At 44.2% G+C, this 18254-nt stretch carries 11 protein-coding genes; 8 read left to right on the forward strand and 3 right to left on the reverse strand.

What is annotated here, in order from left to right; genetic code table 11:
* The first annotated feature begins 145 nt into the window (after window positions 1-145).
* Complete coding sequence (locus ACGHVY_RS01905; RefSeq protein ID WP_390596790.1) at window positions 146-1276, forward strand: retron St85 family RNA-directed DNA polymerase; 1131 nt, start codon at window positions 146-148, stop codon at window positions 1274-1276.
* A gap of 16 nt (window positions 1277-1292) precedes the next feature.
* Here the strand turns inward: ACGHVY_RS01905 and ACGHVY_RS01910 are convergent, their stop codons facing one another.
* Window positions 1293-7214: a DUF3320 domain-containing protein gene (locus tag ACGHVY_RS01910; RefSeq protein WP_390596792.1), complete on the reverse strand. Its 5922-nt coding sequence runs from the start codon at window positions 7212-7214 to the stop codon at window positions 1293-1295.
* 168 nt (window positions 7215-7382) lie between these two features.
* Here ACGHVY_RS01910 and rpsA point away from each other — a divergent pair, with 168 nt between their 5' ends.
* The 6 genes from rpsA (at window position 7383) to ACGHVY_RS01940 (ending at window position 13273) form a co-directional block, all read left to right on the forward strand.
* Window positions 7383-9179 (forward strand): 30S ribosomal protein S1, encoded by a 1797-nt coding sequence (gene rpsA, locus ACGHVY_RS01915; protein ID WP_390596794.1) that lies wholly within the window; start codon window positions 7383-7385, stop codon window positions 9177-9179.
* A gap of 134 nt (window positions 9180-9313) precedes the next feature.
* Entirely contained in the window at window positions 9314-10252 is a 939-nt protein-coding gene (locus ACGHVY_RS01920; RefSeq protein WP_308744370.1) for a ribonuclease Z, read from the forward strand.
* Window positions 10242-11789: a L,D-transpeptidase family protein gene (locus tag ACGHVY_RS01925; RefSeq protein WP_390596796.1), complete on the forward strand. Its 1548-nt coding sequence runs from the start codon at window positions 10242-10244 to the stop codon at window positions 11787-11789. Before ACGHVY_RS01920 ends, ACGHVY_RS01925 begins: the two co-directional genes overlap by 11 nt.
* A gap of 25 nt (window positions 11790-11814) precedes the next feature.
* Window positions 11815-12366, forward strand: a complete 552-nt coding sequence (locus ACGHVY_RS01930) for an RNA polymerase sigma factor (RefSeq protein WP_390596798.1) — start codon at window positions 11815-11817, stop codon at window positions 12364-12366.
* Between the two features lie 47 nt (window positions 12367-12413).
* Window positions 12414-12791 (forward strand): hypothetical protein, encoded by a 378-nt coding sequence (locus ACGHVY_RS01935; protein WP_390596799.1) that lies wholly within the window; start codon window positions 12414-12416, stop codon window positions 12789-12791.
* A gap of 26 nt (window positions 12792-12817) precedes the next feature.
* Entirely contained in the window at window positions 12818-13273 is a 456-nt protein-coding gene (locus ACGHVY_RS01940; RefSeq protein WP_308744374.1) for a hypothetical protein, read from the forward strand.
* Between the two features lie 118 nt (window positions 13274-13391).
* On the opposite strand, the gene mazG is transcribed toward ACGHVY_RS01940, so the two are convergent.
* Together mazG and ACGHVY_RS01950 are read right to left on the reverse strand one after the other, a co-directional pair.
* Window positions 13392-14180 (reverse strand): nucleoside triphosphate pyrophosphohydrolase, encoded by a 789-nt coding sequence (mazG, locus tag ACGHVY_RS01945; protein ID WP_390596801.1) that lies wholly within the window; start codon window positions 14178-14180, stop codon window positions 13392-13394.
* An 86-nt stretch (window positions 14181-14266) separates the two neighbouring features.
* Complete coding sequence (locus tag ACGHVY_RS01950) at window positions 14267-15319, reverse strand: DUF3810 domain-containing protein (protein WP_308744376.1); 1053 nt, start codon at window positions 15317-15319, stop codon at window positions 14267-14269.
* A 254-nt stretch (window positions 15320-15573) separates the two neighbouring features.
* Here ACGHVY_RS01950 and ACGHVY_RS01955 point away from each other — a divergent pair, with 254 nt between their 5' ends.
* Window positions 15574-18213: a valine--tRNA ligase gene (locus ACGHVY_RS01955; protein ID WP_390596804.1), complete on the forward strand. Its 2640-nt coding sequence runs from the start codon at window positions 15574-15576 to the stop codon at window positions 18211-18213.
* Window positions 18214-18254: the final 41 nt, after the last annotated feature.

Genomic DNA, 18254 nt, shown 5'->3' on the forward strand with positions numbered 1-18254 from the left:
GAGGACAAAATTTAGCACAAAAGAGGTGTAGTCGCCTCATAAGCACAGGTATTTTCCTAGAAAATAAATTCTTAGGTATAAATACCTAAATTTATTTTAGTAAATAACTCATCCTCTTCTCTCTTTTTTATATACATGATACAAAATGGACGGTATTTTAATAACGATACTTATAATCACTGGTTTCCTGATTTATAGAATGATTTCTTCGAGTAGGAAGCAAGAGGGCTATAAAAGGTGGAAAGCAACAGCAGGTGGGAAAGAGAAAAATCCTTCCGAGTCCGAATCTGGGCATGGCATCTGGCTTCGACGAGCTCTAGGGGTAACTGCTCCACGTGCTCCGTATGTTCCCAAGTTTGATGAAGAAGCGGTCGTTTGGTGCGCCAGCCTATTGGGGGTAGAAGCCAACAAACTGAAAGAAATACTCGAAAATATCCCTGCCCATTATCACGAGTTTTGGGTAAGAAAAAGAAAGGGCGGGTATCGGATGATTTCCGCTCCGCATAAGGAACTTCAATCTATCCAGACAATTATCAACACCCGGATCTTATCATCGGTGACTACCGTTCATCCGGCAGCAGTCGGCTTCCGTTGCGGACATTCGGTGATTGACAATGCCGGTCCTCATTTGGGAAAGCGGTATGTGTTGAAAATGGATATTCATGATTTTTTCTTTTCTATACGAAGTCCGAGGGTGAAGGATACATTCGAGAGGATGGGATATCCGGCGAATGTGGCAAAAGTCTTTAGGATATTGTGTTGTCTGCATAATTGCTTACCTCAGGGAGCTCCTACAAGTCCGTCATTGAGTAATATTGTCGGCTACGAGATGGATAAGAAATTATCTGCGTTGGCTGCAGAGTATGGGTTGACATATACCCGCTATGCCGACGACTTGACTTTCTCGGGCGATGTGTTTCCTAAAGACCGGATAATTTCTCGGATTAAACAAATAATCCGGGACGAGAAATTTGAGCCGAATCATAAAAAAACTCGTTTCCTGCATGAGTATGACAGGAAGATTATCACAGGAGTATCTGTCAGTTCCGGTGTGAAACTGACGATACCTAAAACAAGAAAGCGGGAGATTCGGAAGAATGTTTATTTCATTCTGACAAAAGGATTGGCGGAACATCAGCATAGGATTGGTTCCAAAGACCCTGCCTATTTAAAACGGCTTATCGGGGAACTTTGTTATTGGCGGTCGATAGAACCGGATAACGTTTATGTATCCGATTCTATTATAGCCTTGAAACGTTTGGAGCAACGGCATTAATCAGTCTTTAACGGTATTAATAGGCAATCGTTACCCGTTCATTCTCTATTTTTGCATAATCTCTTTTCACTGCTTCGCGGATTCCTCTCTGCATGGCAGCGTCTATGGTCGAACCCATGCGGGGAAAGCCGAATGTCTGCGCACATGCTTTTACCAAATCTGCTATAGGCAGGCTGATGGAGTCGGTTAGTATCTGACGGATGGCATTGGCTATTTCTTCAGGGGATATATCTGTTACATCCCGGTCGGAAACCGGTCGGTAAGCCGGATACGAACAGCATTGCTCTTTATCTTTCCAACAATAAACATATCCGTCATGTTCCGTGCAGTAGATATTCAGTGTATCGAGGATAGCTTCTATGTGAGCTTCTATCCGTGGCCCTAGGCGGCTAATTCCCCATTCGGACAGAATCTTCTTGCAAAGTAACGATTTACTGACAGGAGCTTCGTTCTCTATAATTTTCCGTATTTGGGAAACAAGGATGGGGGAACTTTCCGTGAGGAAGAAATCTTCGGACAGATATTTGTCCGGAGTGACTTCGGCGGATTTATACTTCTGCTGCCTGTTTGGTTTAATGGGAACAGAATCCTGCTGCTTCTTGGCAGCAACTGGAGATGCTTTGAGAGGAAATGAGGTTTCATTTGCATTCCCTTCGGAGATTGAAACAGGCTCTTTGTTTTGTTTTTCTTCTGTTATGGTTGTTGGAATAGTATTGGTTTTAACATGGTTGGTTTCAATACTTGTTTTCGATTCAGCACCTGCTTTTGATTCTTTCTTTTGGGAGATTGCTTCCTGTATGGACGCAATTACTTCATCCGGCTTTTCCCACCAGTCCATTGTCCATATGCGGCAGATGTTCCAGCCGAGTGCTTTCAGGACATTATTCTGAACAATTTCCCGGTCGCGTGCGGTTTTAGTACGTTTGTAATTTTTCCCGTCGCAGATGATGCCTAGTTGGTAATTGGACTCGTTTTGGGTATCTACTATGCCTATATCTATTTTATAACCTGAGCATCCGATGTCGGTATGCACCGTGTATCCCAGTGAACGCAACTTGTCGGCAATGATTTTTTCGATAGAAGCAGATGTTTCCGGTAGTGAACCGGCAGAACCATTGATGACGTTTCTTGTTCCTTTCTCTGCGTATTCCAGGAAACGTTTTAGTCCGGCTACTCCGACGGAAGAAGTCCGGTTCAAGTCTATCATGTCCGACCGTAGGGTAGAGTAGATTATCATCTCGTACCGGGCACGGGAGACTGCTACGTTGAGTCTCCTTTCTCCACCCGCACGGTTTAGCGGGCCGAAGTTCATGCTGACACGTCCTGCGGCATCCGGCCCGTAACCTACCGAAAAGAGAATCACGTCCCGTTCGTCTCCCTGCACGTTCTCCAAGTTTTTGATAAATAGCGGCTCTTCACATTCCAAAGCAAGTGTTTCCAGTTCGGGGTGGGCAATAAAGAGGTCGGACAATAAATCTTCTATTAAAGCCTGCTGGACGATGCTGAAAGTGACTACGCCGATGCTTTTCTTCCTTAATTCATCGTTTCTCAATCTTCTTTCAATTTCATCGACTACTGCTTGTGCTTCCGCCCGGTTCTGACGCGACTTGCCTTTGTCATAATAGCCGTTGATATTCACCATTCTGACCTTGGATTCGATATTGTCCGGAGAAGGGAATGTCATCAACTTATTGTCGTAATATTCGGAATTGCTGAAAGCGATAAGACTTTCGTGTTTGCTTCGATAGTGCCATAGCAAGTACTTGGAAGGAATAGACAAGGCGAGGCAATCATCAAGTATACTCTCCAAATCTTCCATTTCAATATTATCTTCATCAATGGTATTGACCGAGAAGAAGTTTGTCGGCGGCATCTGTTTCGGGTCACCTACAATAACCACATTCTTGCCTCGGGCAATGGCGCCTACGGCTTCATAAGTCGGCATCTGCGATGCTTCGTCAAAGACTATCAGGTCAAACTTGTCCGCATCCGTATCAATGAATTGGGCAACGGAAAGAGGACTCATCAGCATGCACGGGCACATACGCGACAACAACGTCGGAATTTGGTCGAACAACTTACGGATGGATATACCACGTGCATTGTTGCGGATGTTCTTCTGGAGTATGCCAACTTCGGAGCTTTGGATAGCTTCATGAGTGAAGGATGGAATATTGGAAGCCAATCTGGCAAACAACTCCTTTTTAGTCGTTTCTTCGAATTGAGTGGATATTAGCTTGTACTTCGCTATAATATCATTGAATATCTTGCCATTGAATAACTCCAAAGTCGGTTCTTTGGAAATGATATACTGAATGGCAACCTGATAAAAGCTCTTGTAGAAACTGCCGGCAAGTTGGGCGGTAGGGATATTCTTCTCTTTATATTCCGTAGCTATAAATCCGATGTTAAGTCTGTCGAACGTCCGGTAAGCTTGTAACCATTGATACCAGTCTTTGAGCTTATCCAAATTCTCTTTCCATGTTTGGGCTTTTGATATGCCTGTGTTTATCCAATCGGTGGAATTTATATAAAGCTCTACTGCTGATATGCCTAAAGTTCCGGAAAGTTTGTGTTCTATGTTCACGAGTTCATTCGCATACCGATGTAACTCATTGAGAGAATGGGCATGAATATCTCTGAATGTTTGTATTCCTTCAGTCAGTTGTACAGACAGGTTGCGTTTGATTAGTGAGACTTTGGCGACATCTTTCGAATAGCTCAACAAATGTGAATGGAGAGTAACCATGTCATTGATAATCTGTTCAATTACATTCCAATCTTCATTCTTGCCGAATCGTCCGAATAGGGTAGGCAGTTGGCTTGCGTATTTCTGAACGGCTTCTGCTTCTTCCCGGTATTGGACAATCTGGTGGAGCAATGATTTGATGGTATCCGGCTCGATGGCTTTCAGTGCATATACATGGAGCGCTTTCTTTATTTTTCTTTGCCCGAAATACCTGGGAATAAACCACTGGGCGGATACTCGGTTCCACTCGGCTAACATTGCTTTGGCGTTCGTTTCCAGGATTTCTTTGGTGAATCCGGTTTCAATCGTCTTTCTTAGTTCGTCACGTTTACGACCATGGTTCACTACTTCACGATATTCATCAAGAGTCTCATTCAGCGATGGAAGAGTCAATAATCCGGGAGTAAGTTCGGGAATATCAAGTATTTCTCGGATAATGTTCGCAATCGTTTGAAAGTCTGTACGTGTGGGGTGCGTTTCCGTATCTGTCAGAAGAACGGAGAATGCGTTTAGTTTCTGTCGGATAACTTGTAGTAAGTCAATAAAGTCAGTGAGTGAACGTGCGGCTTCGTCCTTTCCGGCAAAAGAATATTCTGAAATAGAGATACCCGTCAACGGATGCTGGTAAGGGTGTCCGCACGCATTGGCTGTTCGTACCAAAGATTCGATGGCGTCTTCCCATTGGGTAAATGTTTCTTTATCCAATGTCTCCAAGTAGGAGAGGGGAATATCGAAACAAGGTTCGGCATCCGATGATTGAAAATGAACAATCGCATCATATAATGAAATGCCGAACGGATACTCTTTATGCAGGGCTTCGATATATTTATTCAACTCTGCCCGTAAGCCAAGTAAGCGTTCGGCTTCTTCCTTGAATGCTTCGGGTGGTGTCTGCCTGATAATTTCGGTCGTCTCTTTCAGTTGTGAGATAACCGCAGATTTCTTCGTCTTGTTAGAGTGGATTTCCAAGCAGAACGGAGCAAGGCCGATAGCGGCCAATCTGTTTTGGACAACGGAGAGGGCAGCCATCTTTTCTGCTACAAATAGTACCCGCTTACCTTTATAGAGCGCGTTGGCGATAATGTTGGTGATAGTCTGCGATTTTCCTGTTCCCGGTGGGCCGTGCAGGATAAAAGTTTGGTCGTGCACCGCTTCATATATGGCTTCCAGTTGGGAAGAATCGGCGATGATAGGCAATACGATATCGGCAGGAGACAGTTGCTTGTCCATGTAACTTGCGTCCATCTCTTCCGTAGCAGCTTCCCATTCTATCTTTCCGTTGATGAGGCTGGATACAATCTTGTTCTGAATCAGTTTGTGGGCATTGTTGTGAATATCATTCCACATGATAAACTTATTGAAAGAGAATATGCCCAGAATGGCTTGCTCTTCAACGTCCCATTTGCGTTGGTTTTTGATGCAATTTCGGATGATGGAGTAGATTAACTTTACGTTCACACCGCTTCCGTCGGTTGGCAACGGGGCTAATCCGGGTACGCTGATGCCGAAATTTTGGCGTAGCATCTCCAATAATGTAATGTTCATCATTGTTTCCTCTTCACGGGAACGGATGACATATCCTCTAGCTGCCGATTTGCGGATGATTTCGACCGGTAATAGCAGTATCGGTGCGTAACGCGGACGTTCGCTGGAAGGAGTTTCATACCATTTCAGCAATCCCAATGCTAGATAAAGCGTATTGGCTCCGTTCTCTTCGATAGATGTCCGTGAAGAACGGTAGAGATGCGTCAATGCCTTGCCTAAATCATTCTCGGATAAGTAAAAACGCAATCTTTTCTGTGAAAGCTCCGAATTGACAAAATCGACAATCGGATTGGATTCGGGAACGGATGAATAGATGCCGAACTCCATAGCCGGACTTTCCCAGTCGGCAGGGCGGTGAAGGATACGGAACTCTTCCCCGTCCGCCAAAGCATCTTCCAGGCTGGCAAGATTTGCCGGAATAAGTTGGAGCGTATTTTTCGTAATACGGATATTCAGCAGGTTATTGCGCAGGCTTAAATCGAGCAGCCGCCTTTCCCATACTAACTGTTTGGTGATGGCTGTTTGAGTTTCGCTGCCTGATAAATCATAAGGATTAATACTTTGCGGCGTAGCATGAACCGTGTTCTTCTGGATAGTCAGTGGGTTTTCTCCTATTTCCCAAGTCTGTCCGTGCAATATGCGTTGGGGGATGGGGCGGATTCCCGAATGTCTCGCTCTTTTCACATCTACCGCAAGTATGAAAGGAGTGCCGTCTTTCAGTTTGCCGTCCGCTTTCTTCACGGCATCGTCGAAGTCGGACTGATGCCCCATATTCATACAGGTCGTTTCCACTAAAGTGATGTCGTAGATTCCTTCTGCCGTCCTTTTGGTTAATAAGGAAACATCGTCTATTGTAGGGTCGGGAAAGGTTTCCGGCACTAGCCAGGCTCCCGCGAATGCATGACCTTGAGTAATGACGACAAGTGCGTTCAGCCCGATAGCTTCCAGGCACGAAGCATAGAGCAAGGACATATCCAGGCAAGTTCCCAGTTTCTGAGCCATCACGGAATCAGCCAGCCGGACACGTTGACCGTACTCTTCAAAACTTGCGGGAACGGTACTGTATATAATCTGCTGTTCTGAGATGGCGGTATAAATAGCTGCCATTTGCTTTCTTACCCTGTCCGGGTTGCGGCTTTGATATTCGTCGAGAGACGGGTTGTCCGTCCACTGTCCTAAGATGGCAGCCGCCCTTTTTATAATAGGTGAGATAGCGGTATGGTTGGGAGTAATAAAGGCGGCCAGCATTTCGGGGAGTACATTGAGTCCGCCCCATTGGTCATAAGCCAGAATGTCGATAGGGTAGGTCCGGGTAAATATCAGCGTTTCCCCGGAAGTGATTTCTACCTTCAGATTGCCGGATAAACGTTCGGTCAGTTGTGTGAGATAGTTGGCTGATAACGTGAGACTGGGCGATTGCAGAGATACTGTACTGTTAGCCGGAATCTGTTCGATAACCGTCGGAACAGTATTCCCGAAAGCCGGTTCAGCCGTGATTTGCACTTGTATGTCCTTTAATGGGGCAGAGGTTATGTTCTCAATGGAAAGTTGATGAATGACCGGTGCGCTGTTTTGTTGTATCGCAAAATTAATGAGCGGCAAATAGCCGAATTGTACCTTGACTTTGTCCAATCTCTCGTCCATGGCAAAAACTGTATATATTAAGACTTGCAATATTACAAAAAATACGGATATGACCATCTTTTATTCAGTCATTCTTTTGTCAGTCAAGAAAATATTCCTACCTTTGCGCCCGATTTATAGAAAATATAATGTCTTATTTAATTAAAGTATTAAACAATTTATTTATTAATGGAAAACTTAAAGAACGTAGCTCCTATTGAAGATTTCAACTGGGATGCTTATGAAAACGGTGAGGCAGTAACAAGTGCAAGCCACGAAGAACTGGAAAAAGCTTACGACGGTACGCTTAACAAGGTTAACGACCGTGAGGTTGTTGACGGAACCGTAATCGCAATGAACAAGCGTGAAGTAGTTGTGAACATCGGTTACAAATCAGACGGTATCATCCCTTTGAATGAATTCCGTTACAATCCTGACTTGAAAGTAGGTGATACAGTAGAAGTATACATCGAAAACCAGGAAGACAAAAAAGGACAGCTCGTCCTGTCACACAGAAAAGCCCGCGCTACTCGTTCTTGGGATCGCGTGAACGCTGCTCTGGAAAATGAAGAAATTATCAAGGGTTACATCAAGTGCCGCACTAAGGGTGGTATGATCGTAGACGTATTCGGAATCGAAGCATTCTTGCCGGGTTCTCAGATTGACGTTAAACCGATCCGCGACTATGATGTATTCGTTGGCAAAACAATGGAATTCAAAGTGGTTAAAATCAACCAGGAATTCAAAAACGTTGTTGTATCTCACAAGGCTCTTATCGAAGCTGAACTGGAACAACAGAAAAAAGAAATCATCGGTAAACTCGAAAAAGGACAAGTTCTTGAAGGAACTGTTAAAAATATCACATCTTACGGTGTATTCATCGACCTTGGCGGCGTAGACGGTTTGATTCACATCACTGACCTTTCTTGGGGACGCGTTAGCGATCCGAAAGAAGTTGTTGAACTGGATCAGAAACTCAACGTTGTTATCCTTGACTTCGATGACGAAAAGAAACGTATCGCTCTTGGTTTGAAACAACTGACTCCGCACCCATGGGATGCTCTTGATACTGACTTGAAGGTTGGTGACAAGGTGAAAGGTAAAGTTGTCGTTATGGCTGATTACGGTGCATTCATCGAAATCGCTCCGGGCGTAGAAGGCTTGATCCACGTTTCAGAAATGTCTTGGAGCCAGCACCTGCGTTCTGCTCAGGACTTCATGAAGGTAGGTGACGAAGTGGAAGCTGTTGTTCTTACACTCGACCGCGAAGAACGTAAGATGTCTTTGGGTATCAAACAACTGAAACAAGATCCATGGGAAACTATCGAAGAGAAGTATCCTGTAGGTTCTAAACATACTGCAAAAGTACGTAACTTCACTAACTTCGGTGTATTCGTAGAAATCGAAGAAGGCGTAGACGGCTTGATCCACATCTCTGACCTTTCTTGGACTAAGAAAGTAAAACACCCGTCAGAATTTACTCAGATTGGTGCTGACATCGAAGTTCAGGTATTGGAAATCGACAAGGAAAACCGTCGTTTGAGCCTTGGTCACAAACAACTCGAAGAAAATCCTTGGGATGTATTCGAAACTGTATTTACAGTAGGTTCCGTACACGAAGGTACTATCATCGAAATGTTGGATAAAGGTGCTGTTGTAGCTCTTCCTTACGGTGTAGAAGGTTTCGCAACTCCGAAACACCTTGTAAAAGAAGATGGCGCACAAGCTCAGTTGGATGAGAAACTTGAATTCAAAGTGATTGAGTTCAACAAAGACGCTAAGAGAATCATCCTGTCTCACAGCCGTATCTTCGAAGATGTTGCTAAAGCTGAAGAAAGAGCAGAAAAGAAAGCTGCTTCAGGTGCTAAGAAGACATCCGGCAAGAGAGAAGATTCTCCGATGATCCAAAACCAGGCTGCTTCAACTACACTGGGCGACATTGACGCTTTGGCTGCATTGAAAGAACAGTTGGAAGGAAAGAAATAATCAGAAGTATTTCTAATAGATAGAAAGACGTTCCGTTAATCGGAACGTCTTTTTTTATGCCTTGTAGGTTCCTTGATGAAATTTTGTCCGTTCCTTTGCCGGATTGAATCTGAAATGCTTTATCTTTGCATACCATGGAAAAATTTGAGTTACATATATTAGGGTGCGGTTCCGCTCTGCCCACTACACGACATTTTGCGACCTCCCAAGTCGTCAACCTGCGTGAAAAACTATTTATGATTGATTGTGGGGAAGGTGCACAGATGCAGTTACGGCGTTCCCGGCTGAAGTTTTCCCGATTGAATCATATCTTTATCTCTCATCTGCACGGCGACCATTGCTTTGGTCTGTTAGGATTGATTTCAACATTCGGCCTGCTGGGCAGAACCGCCGACTTGCATATTCACTCTCCGAAAGGGCTTGAAGAGTTGTTTGCTCCGATGCTTGCCTTCTTTTGTAAGACATTGGCTTATAAAGTATTCTTCCATGAATTTGAAGCGAAGGAACCAACCCTTGTTTATGACGACCGTTCCGTGTCTGTAACTACGATTCCTTTGAAGCACCGCATTCCCTGTTGCGGCTTCCTTTTTGAAGAAAAACAACGTCCCAATCACATTATCAGAGACATGGTGGACTTCTATAAAGTGCCGGTCTATGAATTGAACCGTATCAAAAACGGTGCGGATTTTGTTACTCCCGAAGGGGAAGTAATTGCCAATTCACGTTTGACCCGCCCTTCGGCTCCGGCACGCAGATATGCTTATTGCTCCGATACAATTTATCGTCCGGCCATTGCGGAACAAATCAAGAATGTGGATCTGCTTTTCCATGAAGCGACTTTTGCGCAAGGGGAGCAGGCACGGGCTAAAGAAACTTATCATACAACGGCTGCACAAGCTGCGCAACTTGCTTTGGATGCCAATGTGAGACAGTTGGTAATCGGACATTTTTCCGCCCGTTATGAGGATGAGTCTATTTTACTCAATGAGGCATCCGCCATTTTTCCACAAACTATTTTAGCGAAAGAAAACTTATGTATCGATGTCGACGGAGGGACTGTATATGAAAAGTAAACAGTTGTTTTGGGGAGTGATAATCTTGTGTATCGGTTGCCTGGCGGCTTGCAAAAAAGAGAAGCCTTTATCTCTCATACCGGACTCTTTGGCAAACCTTCGGGAATTACTTAACCCCGCTTATCGGATTAGTACAGACAGTATCTATCAGATGATTCATTCTTATCTGAATGAGAGTAAGCAGGCAACTCCCTGGGACTCGGCTTTGGTTGCTTACTATCAGGAGAAAGGTGATTTCTTTTGGCTGAATGATTCGCTGATCTCGGATAAGCCGACCGTGCAAGCGGCGGATTCCATGCTGTATTGGCTGGAGAATATCTCCCGACATGGTGTTAATCCGCATCTTTATCCTACGGATAGTATTCGTAAAGCATTACACCAGATACGGACATTGCAATTACAGGAGGGAAAGACAATGAACCGTCTGTTAGCGGGTGTTGAATATCAGTTGACGGCTGCTTATCTATCGTATGTGTGTCAGTTGACATTCGGTTTTTTGCCTTTAGAGGACAGATGGAACGACTCAATCAGCCGGATACCTCTGAAAAACTATGATAAGAGTTTCGCAATGGCTGCCTTGGATTCTTTGCGGACAAATGCGAACGCGGCTTTTCGTAAAGCGCAACCCTCTTCTCCGCTCTACCGGAAAATGCAGGAAGAACTGGAGCGTGTGAATGCCTGGGGAAAGACGGATACTACGGATTATTACCGTGACCGCTTGTTGGTAAATATGGAACGGGCGCGCTGGCAGTATGCTCTGGATAAAGGAAAGAAATATGTAGTAGCCAATGTGGCGGCATTTATGTTGCAAGCCATCAACGAAGAGACGGACTCCATTCTGGAAATGCGTATCTGCGTGGGAAGCGTGAAGAACAAGACGCCGTTACTGTCTAGCAGAATTTACTATATGGAACTGAATCCCTATTGGAATGTTCCTCAAAGTATTATCCGGAAAGAGATTATCCCTACCTATCGCAGGGATACGACTTACTTTACCCGTAACCGCATGAAGGTATATGATAATAAGACCGGTCTGCAAGTAGACCCTCATAGTATCAAATGGGCTAAATATGCAGGAAAGGGTGTACCCTATACAGTGAAGCAGGACAATAAGGCAGGAAATTCATTGGGGCGTATTATCTTCCGTTTCCCGAATCCTCATTCTGTCTACCTGCACGACACTCCTTCCCGCTGGGCTTTCACACGCAAAAACCGGGCAGTAAGCCATGGCTGTATACGACTTCAGAAAGCTCTTGATTTCTCATTCTTTCTATTGAATAAGCAGGATTCATTGCTTGAAGACCGCATCCGCATTGCAATGGACATCAAGCCGGTGAGTGAGGAAGGGAAGAAGTTGTCTGTCAGTGAGGCTTACCGTGAACTGAAACATTATAGTTTAGAGAAATATATACCTTTATTTATAGATTATCAGACTGTTTATCTGTCAGCCGATGATAAATTGAGTTATTGTGAGGACATTTATAAATATGATCCGTCTATACTAAAGGCTATGAGCAACTTGAATTTGAAACCATAAATAAACATACAGATAACGATAGATTATGACCCCCTATAACGAACGCGAAGTTCTGAAACTCCTTCAAGAGGAGAGTACCCAGCGGCGAGGATTCGAAATGATTGTGGCGCAGTATAGCGAGCAGTTGTATTGGCAAATCCGCCGGATGGTGCTGTCGCATGAGGATGCGAACGATCTACTGCAAAACACTTTCATCAAGGCATGGACTAATATCGATTATTTCCGTGCTGAGGCGAAGCTGTCTACCTGGCTCTATCGCATCGCGCTGAACGAATGTCTTACTTTCCTGAACAAACAACGCGCCATGACTACCGTAGCTATCGACGACCCGGAAGCGATGGTGGTGCAGAAACTGGAAAGCGACCCGTACTTTTCGGGCGACCAGATGCAACTGTATTTACAGAAAGCATTGATGACTCTGCCGGAAAAACAACGTATGGTATTTAACCTGAAGTACTATCAGGAAATGAAATACGAAGAGATGTCGGAAGTATTCGGCACATCGGTTGGCGCATTGAAAGCTTCTTATCATCACGCGGTGAAGAAAATAGAGAAGTTTTTAGAAGAAATTGATTAAACCTTTTAGAACGTGCAACGTCTAAGAAAAAGAGAGGAGAAAAACGTATGAAAGAAGAAGATATCCTATTGAAGAAACTTGGTAAGGAAAATTCCTTCAAAGTGCCTGATGGTTACTTTGAAAACCTGGCTTCAGAGGTGATGAATAAGCTTCCTGAAAAAGAGAAAGTCGTTTTTAAGGAAGAGCCTGTCAGCACATGGACAAGACTGAAACCATTGCTTTATATGGCAGCCATGTTTGTAGGAGCCGCCTTGATTATCCGGGTAGCGTCAACAGACCATAAACCTGTCACAGTAGACGAGGTGGCAGTGACGGAAGTGGATACTGAAGTAATATCTGATGAAATGATTGATGTAGCACTGGATCGTGCCATGCTGGATGATTATTCGTTATATGTTTATTTGAGTGACGCAAGTGTAGAATGATTTATTAAAACCGATTGAATATAAAAATGAGAAAAGTAATCGCATTAGTCGTTTTGTTGTGTGGCTTTATGCCTGTTCTTTGGGCTGCTGATGGATGTGACCAGCATTTATCCCGTGAGGAGTTCAGAGCAAAACAAAAAGCGTATATTATTGAACAGGCCGGATTGACAAAAGACGAAGCTGCCAAGTTCTTCCCCGTTTATTTTGAACTTCAGGATAAAAAGAAAAAGTTGAATGACGAGTCGTGGGATTTGATGCGCAAGGGTAAGGATGATAAGACTACGGAAGCCCAATACGAAGAAATCAACGAGAAAGTTGTCAATAACCGTATCGCTGCCGACCAACTTGATAAAACTTACTTGAGCAAGTTTAAGAAGATTCTTTCCAGCAAGAAGATATTTCTCGTACAGCGGGCGGAAATGCGTTTCCATCGGGAGATGATAAAAGGAATGAACCGCGGTAAAGATTCAAAGAAGAAATAAATCAAAGATAAAGAGAAAACAGAGCGTCTATTCATACGGATTAGACGCTCTGTTTGAGTAAGATAGAGGCTCTGTTTGGTAGTAATAGAGCCTCTGTTTTTAGTGATACTTCGGGTTCTTACAGCCCTTTTTTCTTTGCCTCATTCCAAATGGCATCCATCTCTTCAAGAGTCATGTCTTTCAGGTTCTTTCCTTCTTTGATGGTATGTTCTTCCAGATAATTGAAGCGGCGGATGAACTTCTGGTTAGTACGTTCCAATGCATTGTCGGGATTAATTTTATAAAGGCGGGCCGCGTTGATAAGGCTGAACATGACATCTCCGAACTCGGCTTCTGCCTTGTCCTTATCCATATTGGCTACCTCTTCCTGAAACTCTCCGATTTCTTCTTTCACCTTATCCCAAACCTGTTCGCGTTCTTCCCAGTCGAAACCTACGTTGCGGGCTTTGTCCTGTATGCGATACGCTTTGATAAGTGAGGGCAGGGCAGCGGGAACACCGCTCAATACACTCTTATTGCCATCCTTTTCTTTTAATTTCAACTGTTCCCAATTCTCGGATACCTCTCCTGCCGTTTCTGCTTTTACTTCTCCAAATACGTGAGGGTGGCGGAAAATCAGTTTGTCGCACAGCTTGTCGCAAACATCTTTGATGTCGAAATCTCCCGTTTCCGAACCTATCTTGGCATAGAAAGCAATGTGTAGCAACACGTCTCCTAATTCTTTGCAAATATCCTTCTTATCATCTCTCATCAGCGCATCGCAAAGTTCATAAGTCTCTTCTATCGTATTGGGACGCAGACTTTCATTCGTCTGTTTGCGATCCCAGGGACATTTGACACGCAGTTCGTCGAGAATATCCAGGAAGCGTCCGAAAGCTTCCATCTGTTCTTGTCTGGTATGTGACATCGTTATATTTTTTTTGATTTTATAAATAGTGCACTATAAAAGTGCACAAAGTTACTATTTTATGCACTTCCATAGTGCAGTTTATCTTATTTGTTTTTCCACTCCCGATAAGAAATCAGCAGCCCTACCACTTCCGAATAGTTCTGCCGACCGCTTTCTATCTTGTTCCCTTTCAGATAAAGATCATATATCCAATCCTGTACAGTACCTACCACCGGGCTATATTTGGCTGCCCAATACGCTTGATTATCCTTTGCCAGTTGGATGATTTCCGGGCGGATACGATTGAAAAGTTGTGTATATTCTTCTTCGGAAAGCAGTCTCTGCGCATTCCGCAGGACATGACCGAGCACCGAGAAATAACCGGAGAAACGAATCCCCATAGCTTGAGAACGGGTGCAAACTTGATAAGCATAGAAATTAGCTTCAGCTTCGCTTGTAATACCCAGCAGATGCGCCAACTCGTGAGCATAAGTAGCCGGATAATTAGCAGGAAGTAAATCCCCGTTCAAAGTAAACTCACAGAAGAAAGGCCCCATGCTGCCAGTCACGCCCACCATCGAGATAAACGGGGTAAACAGCATAGTCTTTACTTTAGGAGATTCGTGTGGCGGACGGTGCACACGAAGGCTGTCGCTTAGCTGATTGTATAGCCGTACGGTTTCTTCACGTACCAAATCCTGGTTGATACTATTTATCGGAGTATAAGAACGATTGAGTTGCGTGATATAATCATTCACAAACTCCTTGAAATTCTCTGGCGTATAAGCTATATAAGGAATCTCAGTCCGCTGATAAAAGTTCTTTTGAGAATAATTGAGTCCCCAGGCAAGATAGAACCACACATAAATCCATAACAGGTACTCTCCATCATGCAACAAAACTCTCTTCCAAGGCAGTTTCTTGCGAAAACGACCGTAAAAAGGATAAACGATAACCCCTACGATACTGAGGAAGATAAATAAATCTCCTATCGCAAAAGGGAATAGATTGGAAATAGCTGATAAACCATAGGAGATAAAGGGATAGATTGTATGGGAATATACAGTTGCCAAAGCAGGAATCAACTGCGTCATCCATACTAAAAGCAGTAATACTCCCAATACTATATGTCTATTTTTCAACCACCGTTTCATCATTCATTCAGATTTTGGTCAACAAAAATATGCATTTAATAGACGTTATGCGAAAAAATGCCTCTATATTTTATCCAAAAACTGTTAACTCCAACTTTCTTATATTACCTGATATGAAAGGTCCTTTTTACTATAAACCATATAAAAGATAGCTGTGACAGAAGAATCAAGCCTGAGGGTGGCAAGATTTGAATTTAAATTATTAATTTTGCACCCGTTATTTTTGAATATACAATCTATCATATACATAAAACAACATGGAATTAGCAAGTAAGTACAATCCCGCTGACGTGGAGGGAAAGTGGTACCAGTATTGGCTGGACAATCATTTATTCAGTTCGAAACCCGATGGTCGTGAACCTTACACCATCGTCATTCCGCCCCCTAACGTCACTGGTGTGTTGCACATGGGACACATGCTTAATAATACCATCCAGGATATTTTGGTTCGCCGTGCCCGTATGGAAGGCAAGAATGCCTGCTGGGTGCCGGGGACTGACCATGCATCTATCGCCACTGAAGCGAAAGTCGTAAACAAACTCGCAGCCCAGGGCATCAAGAAAACAGACCTGACTCGCGATGAGTTCCTGAAACATGCCTGGGACTGGACAGACGAACACGGCGGCATCATCCTGAAACAGCTCCGTAAACTCGGCGCATCCTGCGACTGGGATCGTACAGCCTTCACCATGGACGAGAAACGTAGTGAAAGCGTACTCAAAGTTTTCGTAGACCTGTTCAATAAAGGATTGATCTATCGCGGTGTCCGTATGGTAAACTGGGATCCGAAAGCGCTGACCGCTCTTTCTGACGAAGAGGTTATCTACAAGGAAGAGCACGGAAAACTGTATTATCTCCGTTACAAAGTAGAAGGTGACGCAGAAGGTCGCTATGCAGTAGTGGCAACTACGCGTCCCGAAACAATCATGGGCGATACGGCAATGTGTATCAACCCGAACGACCCGAAGAATGCATGGCTGAAAGGAAAGAAAGTAATCGTTCCGCTGGTAAACCGTGCAATTCCCGTGATTGAAGACGACTATGTAGACATCGAATTTGGTACAGGTTGTCTGAAAGTGACTCCGGCTCACGACGTGAACGACTATATGTTGGGTGAGAAGTATAATCTGCCCAGCATCGACATCTTCAACGACAACGGTACATTGAGCGAAGCTGCCGGCATGTATATCGGTATGGATCGTTTCGATGTCCGCAAGCAAATCGAAAAAGACCTTGAAGCTGCCGGCTTGCTGGAAAAGACGGAAGCTTATACGAATAAAGTAGGATACTCCGAACGTACCAACGTAGTGATCGAACCGAAACTGTCTATGCAGTGGTTCCTCAAAATGGAGCATTTTGCAGAGATGGCATTGCCGCCTGTAATGAACGACGAACTGAAGTTTTATCCGGCAAAATATAAGAACACCTACCGTCATTGGATGGAGAACATCAAAGACTGGTGTATCAGCCGCCAATTGTGGTGGGGGCATCGTATTCCCGCTTACTTCCTGCCGGAAGGTGGGTATGTAGTAGCTGTAACTCCCGAAGAAGCTTTGGAGAAAGCTAAAGAAAAGACCGGCAATGCTGCCCTGACGATAGACGATCTCCGTCAGGATGAAGACTGTCTGGATACTTGGTTCTCTTCCTGGTTGTGGCCTATCTCTCTGTTCGACGGAATCAATAATCCGGGCAACGAAGAAATCAAATATTACTATCCGACAAGTGACCTTGTGACCGGGCCGGATATTATCTTCTTCTGGGTAGCCCGCATGATTATGGCAGGTTATGAATACGAAGGACAGATGCCGTTCAAGAACGTTTACTTTACAGGTATCGTTCGTGACAAGCAGGGACGTAAGATGTCCAAGTCTCTTGGGAACTCTCCCGACCCGTTGGAATTGATTGAGAAGTACGGTGCCGATGGTGTGCGTATGGGTATGATGCTTTCGGCTCCTGCCGGAAACGACATTCTTTTCGACGATGCGCTTTGCGAGCAGGGACGTAACTTCTGTAATAAGATATGGAATGCTTTCCGTCTGATTAAAGGATGGACGGTTGACGATAGCCTTCAAGCCACAGAAGCAGCAAGACTGGCTACCCACTGGTTCGAGTCTAAACAGAACGAAGTAGCGGCAGAAGTGGCGGACTTGTTCAAGAAGTACCGTTTGAGCGAAGCATTGATGGCTGTTTATAAATTGTTCTGGGATGAATTCTCTTCCTGGTATTTGGAAATGATAAAACCGGCTTACGGACAGGGTATTGACCGGGCCACTTATAACGCTACCCTTTGTTATTTGGATAATTTGCTGCATCTTCTCCATCCGTTTATGCCGTTTATCACCGAAGAGTTATGGCAACAGATGTATGAGCGCAATGCAGAAGAGGGAGAAAGTTTGATGGTGAGTGCTTTAAGCATGGATACATATGTTGATACCAACGATGTTGCACAGTTTGAAGTCGTGAAGGAAGTCATCAGTAATATCCGTAGCATCCGTCTTCAGAAGAATATAGCACAGAAAGAAGCGCTTGAGTTACAGATACTGGGTGAGAATCCGGTTGCAGAATTCAATGCGGTCATTCAGAAGATGTGTAATCTATCTTCTATCGAAGTCGTTGAAAACAAAGCTGAAGGAGCCGCTTCTTTCATGGTAGGCACAACCGAGTTTGCCGTGCCATTAGGCAATATGATTGATGTAGAAGCAGAAATCGCCCGTATGGAAGCAGAATTGAAACGTAAAGAAGGATTCTTGCAGGGAGTGTTGAAGAAACTCAGCAATGAGAAGTTTGTAAATAATGCCCCGGCAGCCGTTCTCGAAATGGAACGTAAGAAACAGGCGGACGCTGAAAGTATCATCAATTCTTTGAAGGAAAGTATTGCAGCCTTGAAGAAAGCATAATTTCTGACACCTGATTTTATTAATTAAGGCATCTCAATCAG

This window comes from Bacteroides sp. f07 (genome assembly GCF_042854785.1).
Taxonomy (GTDB): Bacteria; Bacteroidota; Bacteroidia; order Bacteroidales; family Bacteroidaceae; genus Bacteroides.

Excerpts from the sequence above, each read along its gene's own strand:
- ACGHVY_RS01905 (WP_390596790.1), top strand. The coding sequence starts at position 146 with ATGGACGGTATTTTAATAACGATACTTATAATCACTGGTTTCCTGATT.
- ACGHVY_RS01910 (WP_390596792.1), bottom strand. The coding sequence starts at position 7,214 with ATGGACGAGAGATTGGACAAAGTCAAGGTACAATTCGGCTATTTGCCG.
- rpsA (WP_390596794.1), top strand. The coding sequence starts at position 7,383 with ATGGAAAACTTAAAGAACGTAGCTCCTATTGAAGATTTCAACTGGGAT.
- ACGHVY_RS01920 (WP_308744370.1), top strand. The coding sequence starts at position 9,314 with ATGGAAAAATTTGAGTTACATATATTAGGGTGCGGTTCCGCTCTGCCC.
- ACGHVY_RS01925 (WP_390596796.1), top strand. The coding sequence starts at position 10,242 with ATGAAAAGTAAACAGTTGTTTTGGGGAGTGATAATCTTGTGTATCGGT.
- ACGHVY_RS01930 (WP_390596798.1), top strand. The coding sequence starts at position 11,815 with ATGACCCCCTATAACGAACGCGAAGTTCTGAAACTCCTTCAAGAGGAG.
- ACGHVY_RS01935 (WP_390596799.1), top strand. The coding sequence starts at position 12,414 with ATGAAAGAAGAAGATATCCTATTGAAGAAACTTGGTAAGGAAAATTCC.
- ACGHVY_RS01940 (WP_308744374.1), top strand. The coding sequence starts at position 12,818 with ATGAGAAAAGTAATCGCATTAGTCGTTTTGTTGTGTGGCTTTATGCCT.
- mazG (WP_390596801.1), bottom strand. The coding sequence starts at position 14,180 with ATGTCACATACCAGACAAGAACAGATGGAAGCTTTCGGACGCTTCCTG.
- ACGHVY_RS01950 (WP_308744376.1), bottom strand. The coding sequence starts at position 15,319 with ATGATGAAACGGTGGTTGAAAAATAGACATATAGTATTGGGAGTATTA.
- ACGHVY_RS01955 (WP_390596804.1), top strand. The coding sequence starts at position 15,574 with ATGGAATTAGCAAGTAAGTACAATCCCGCTGACGTGGAGGGAAAGTGG.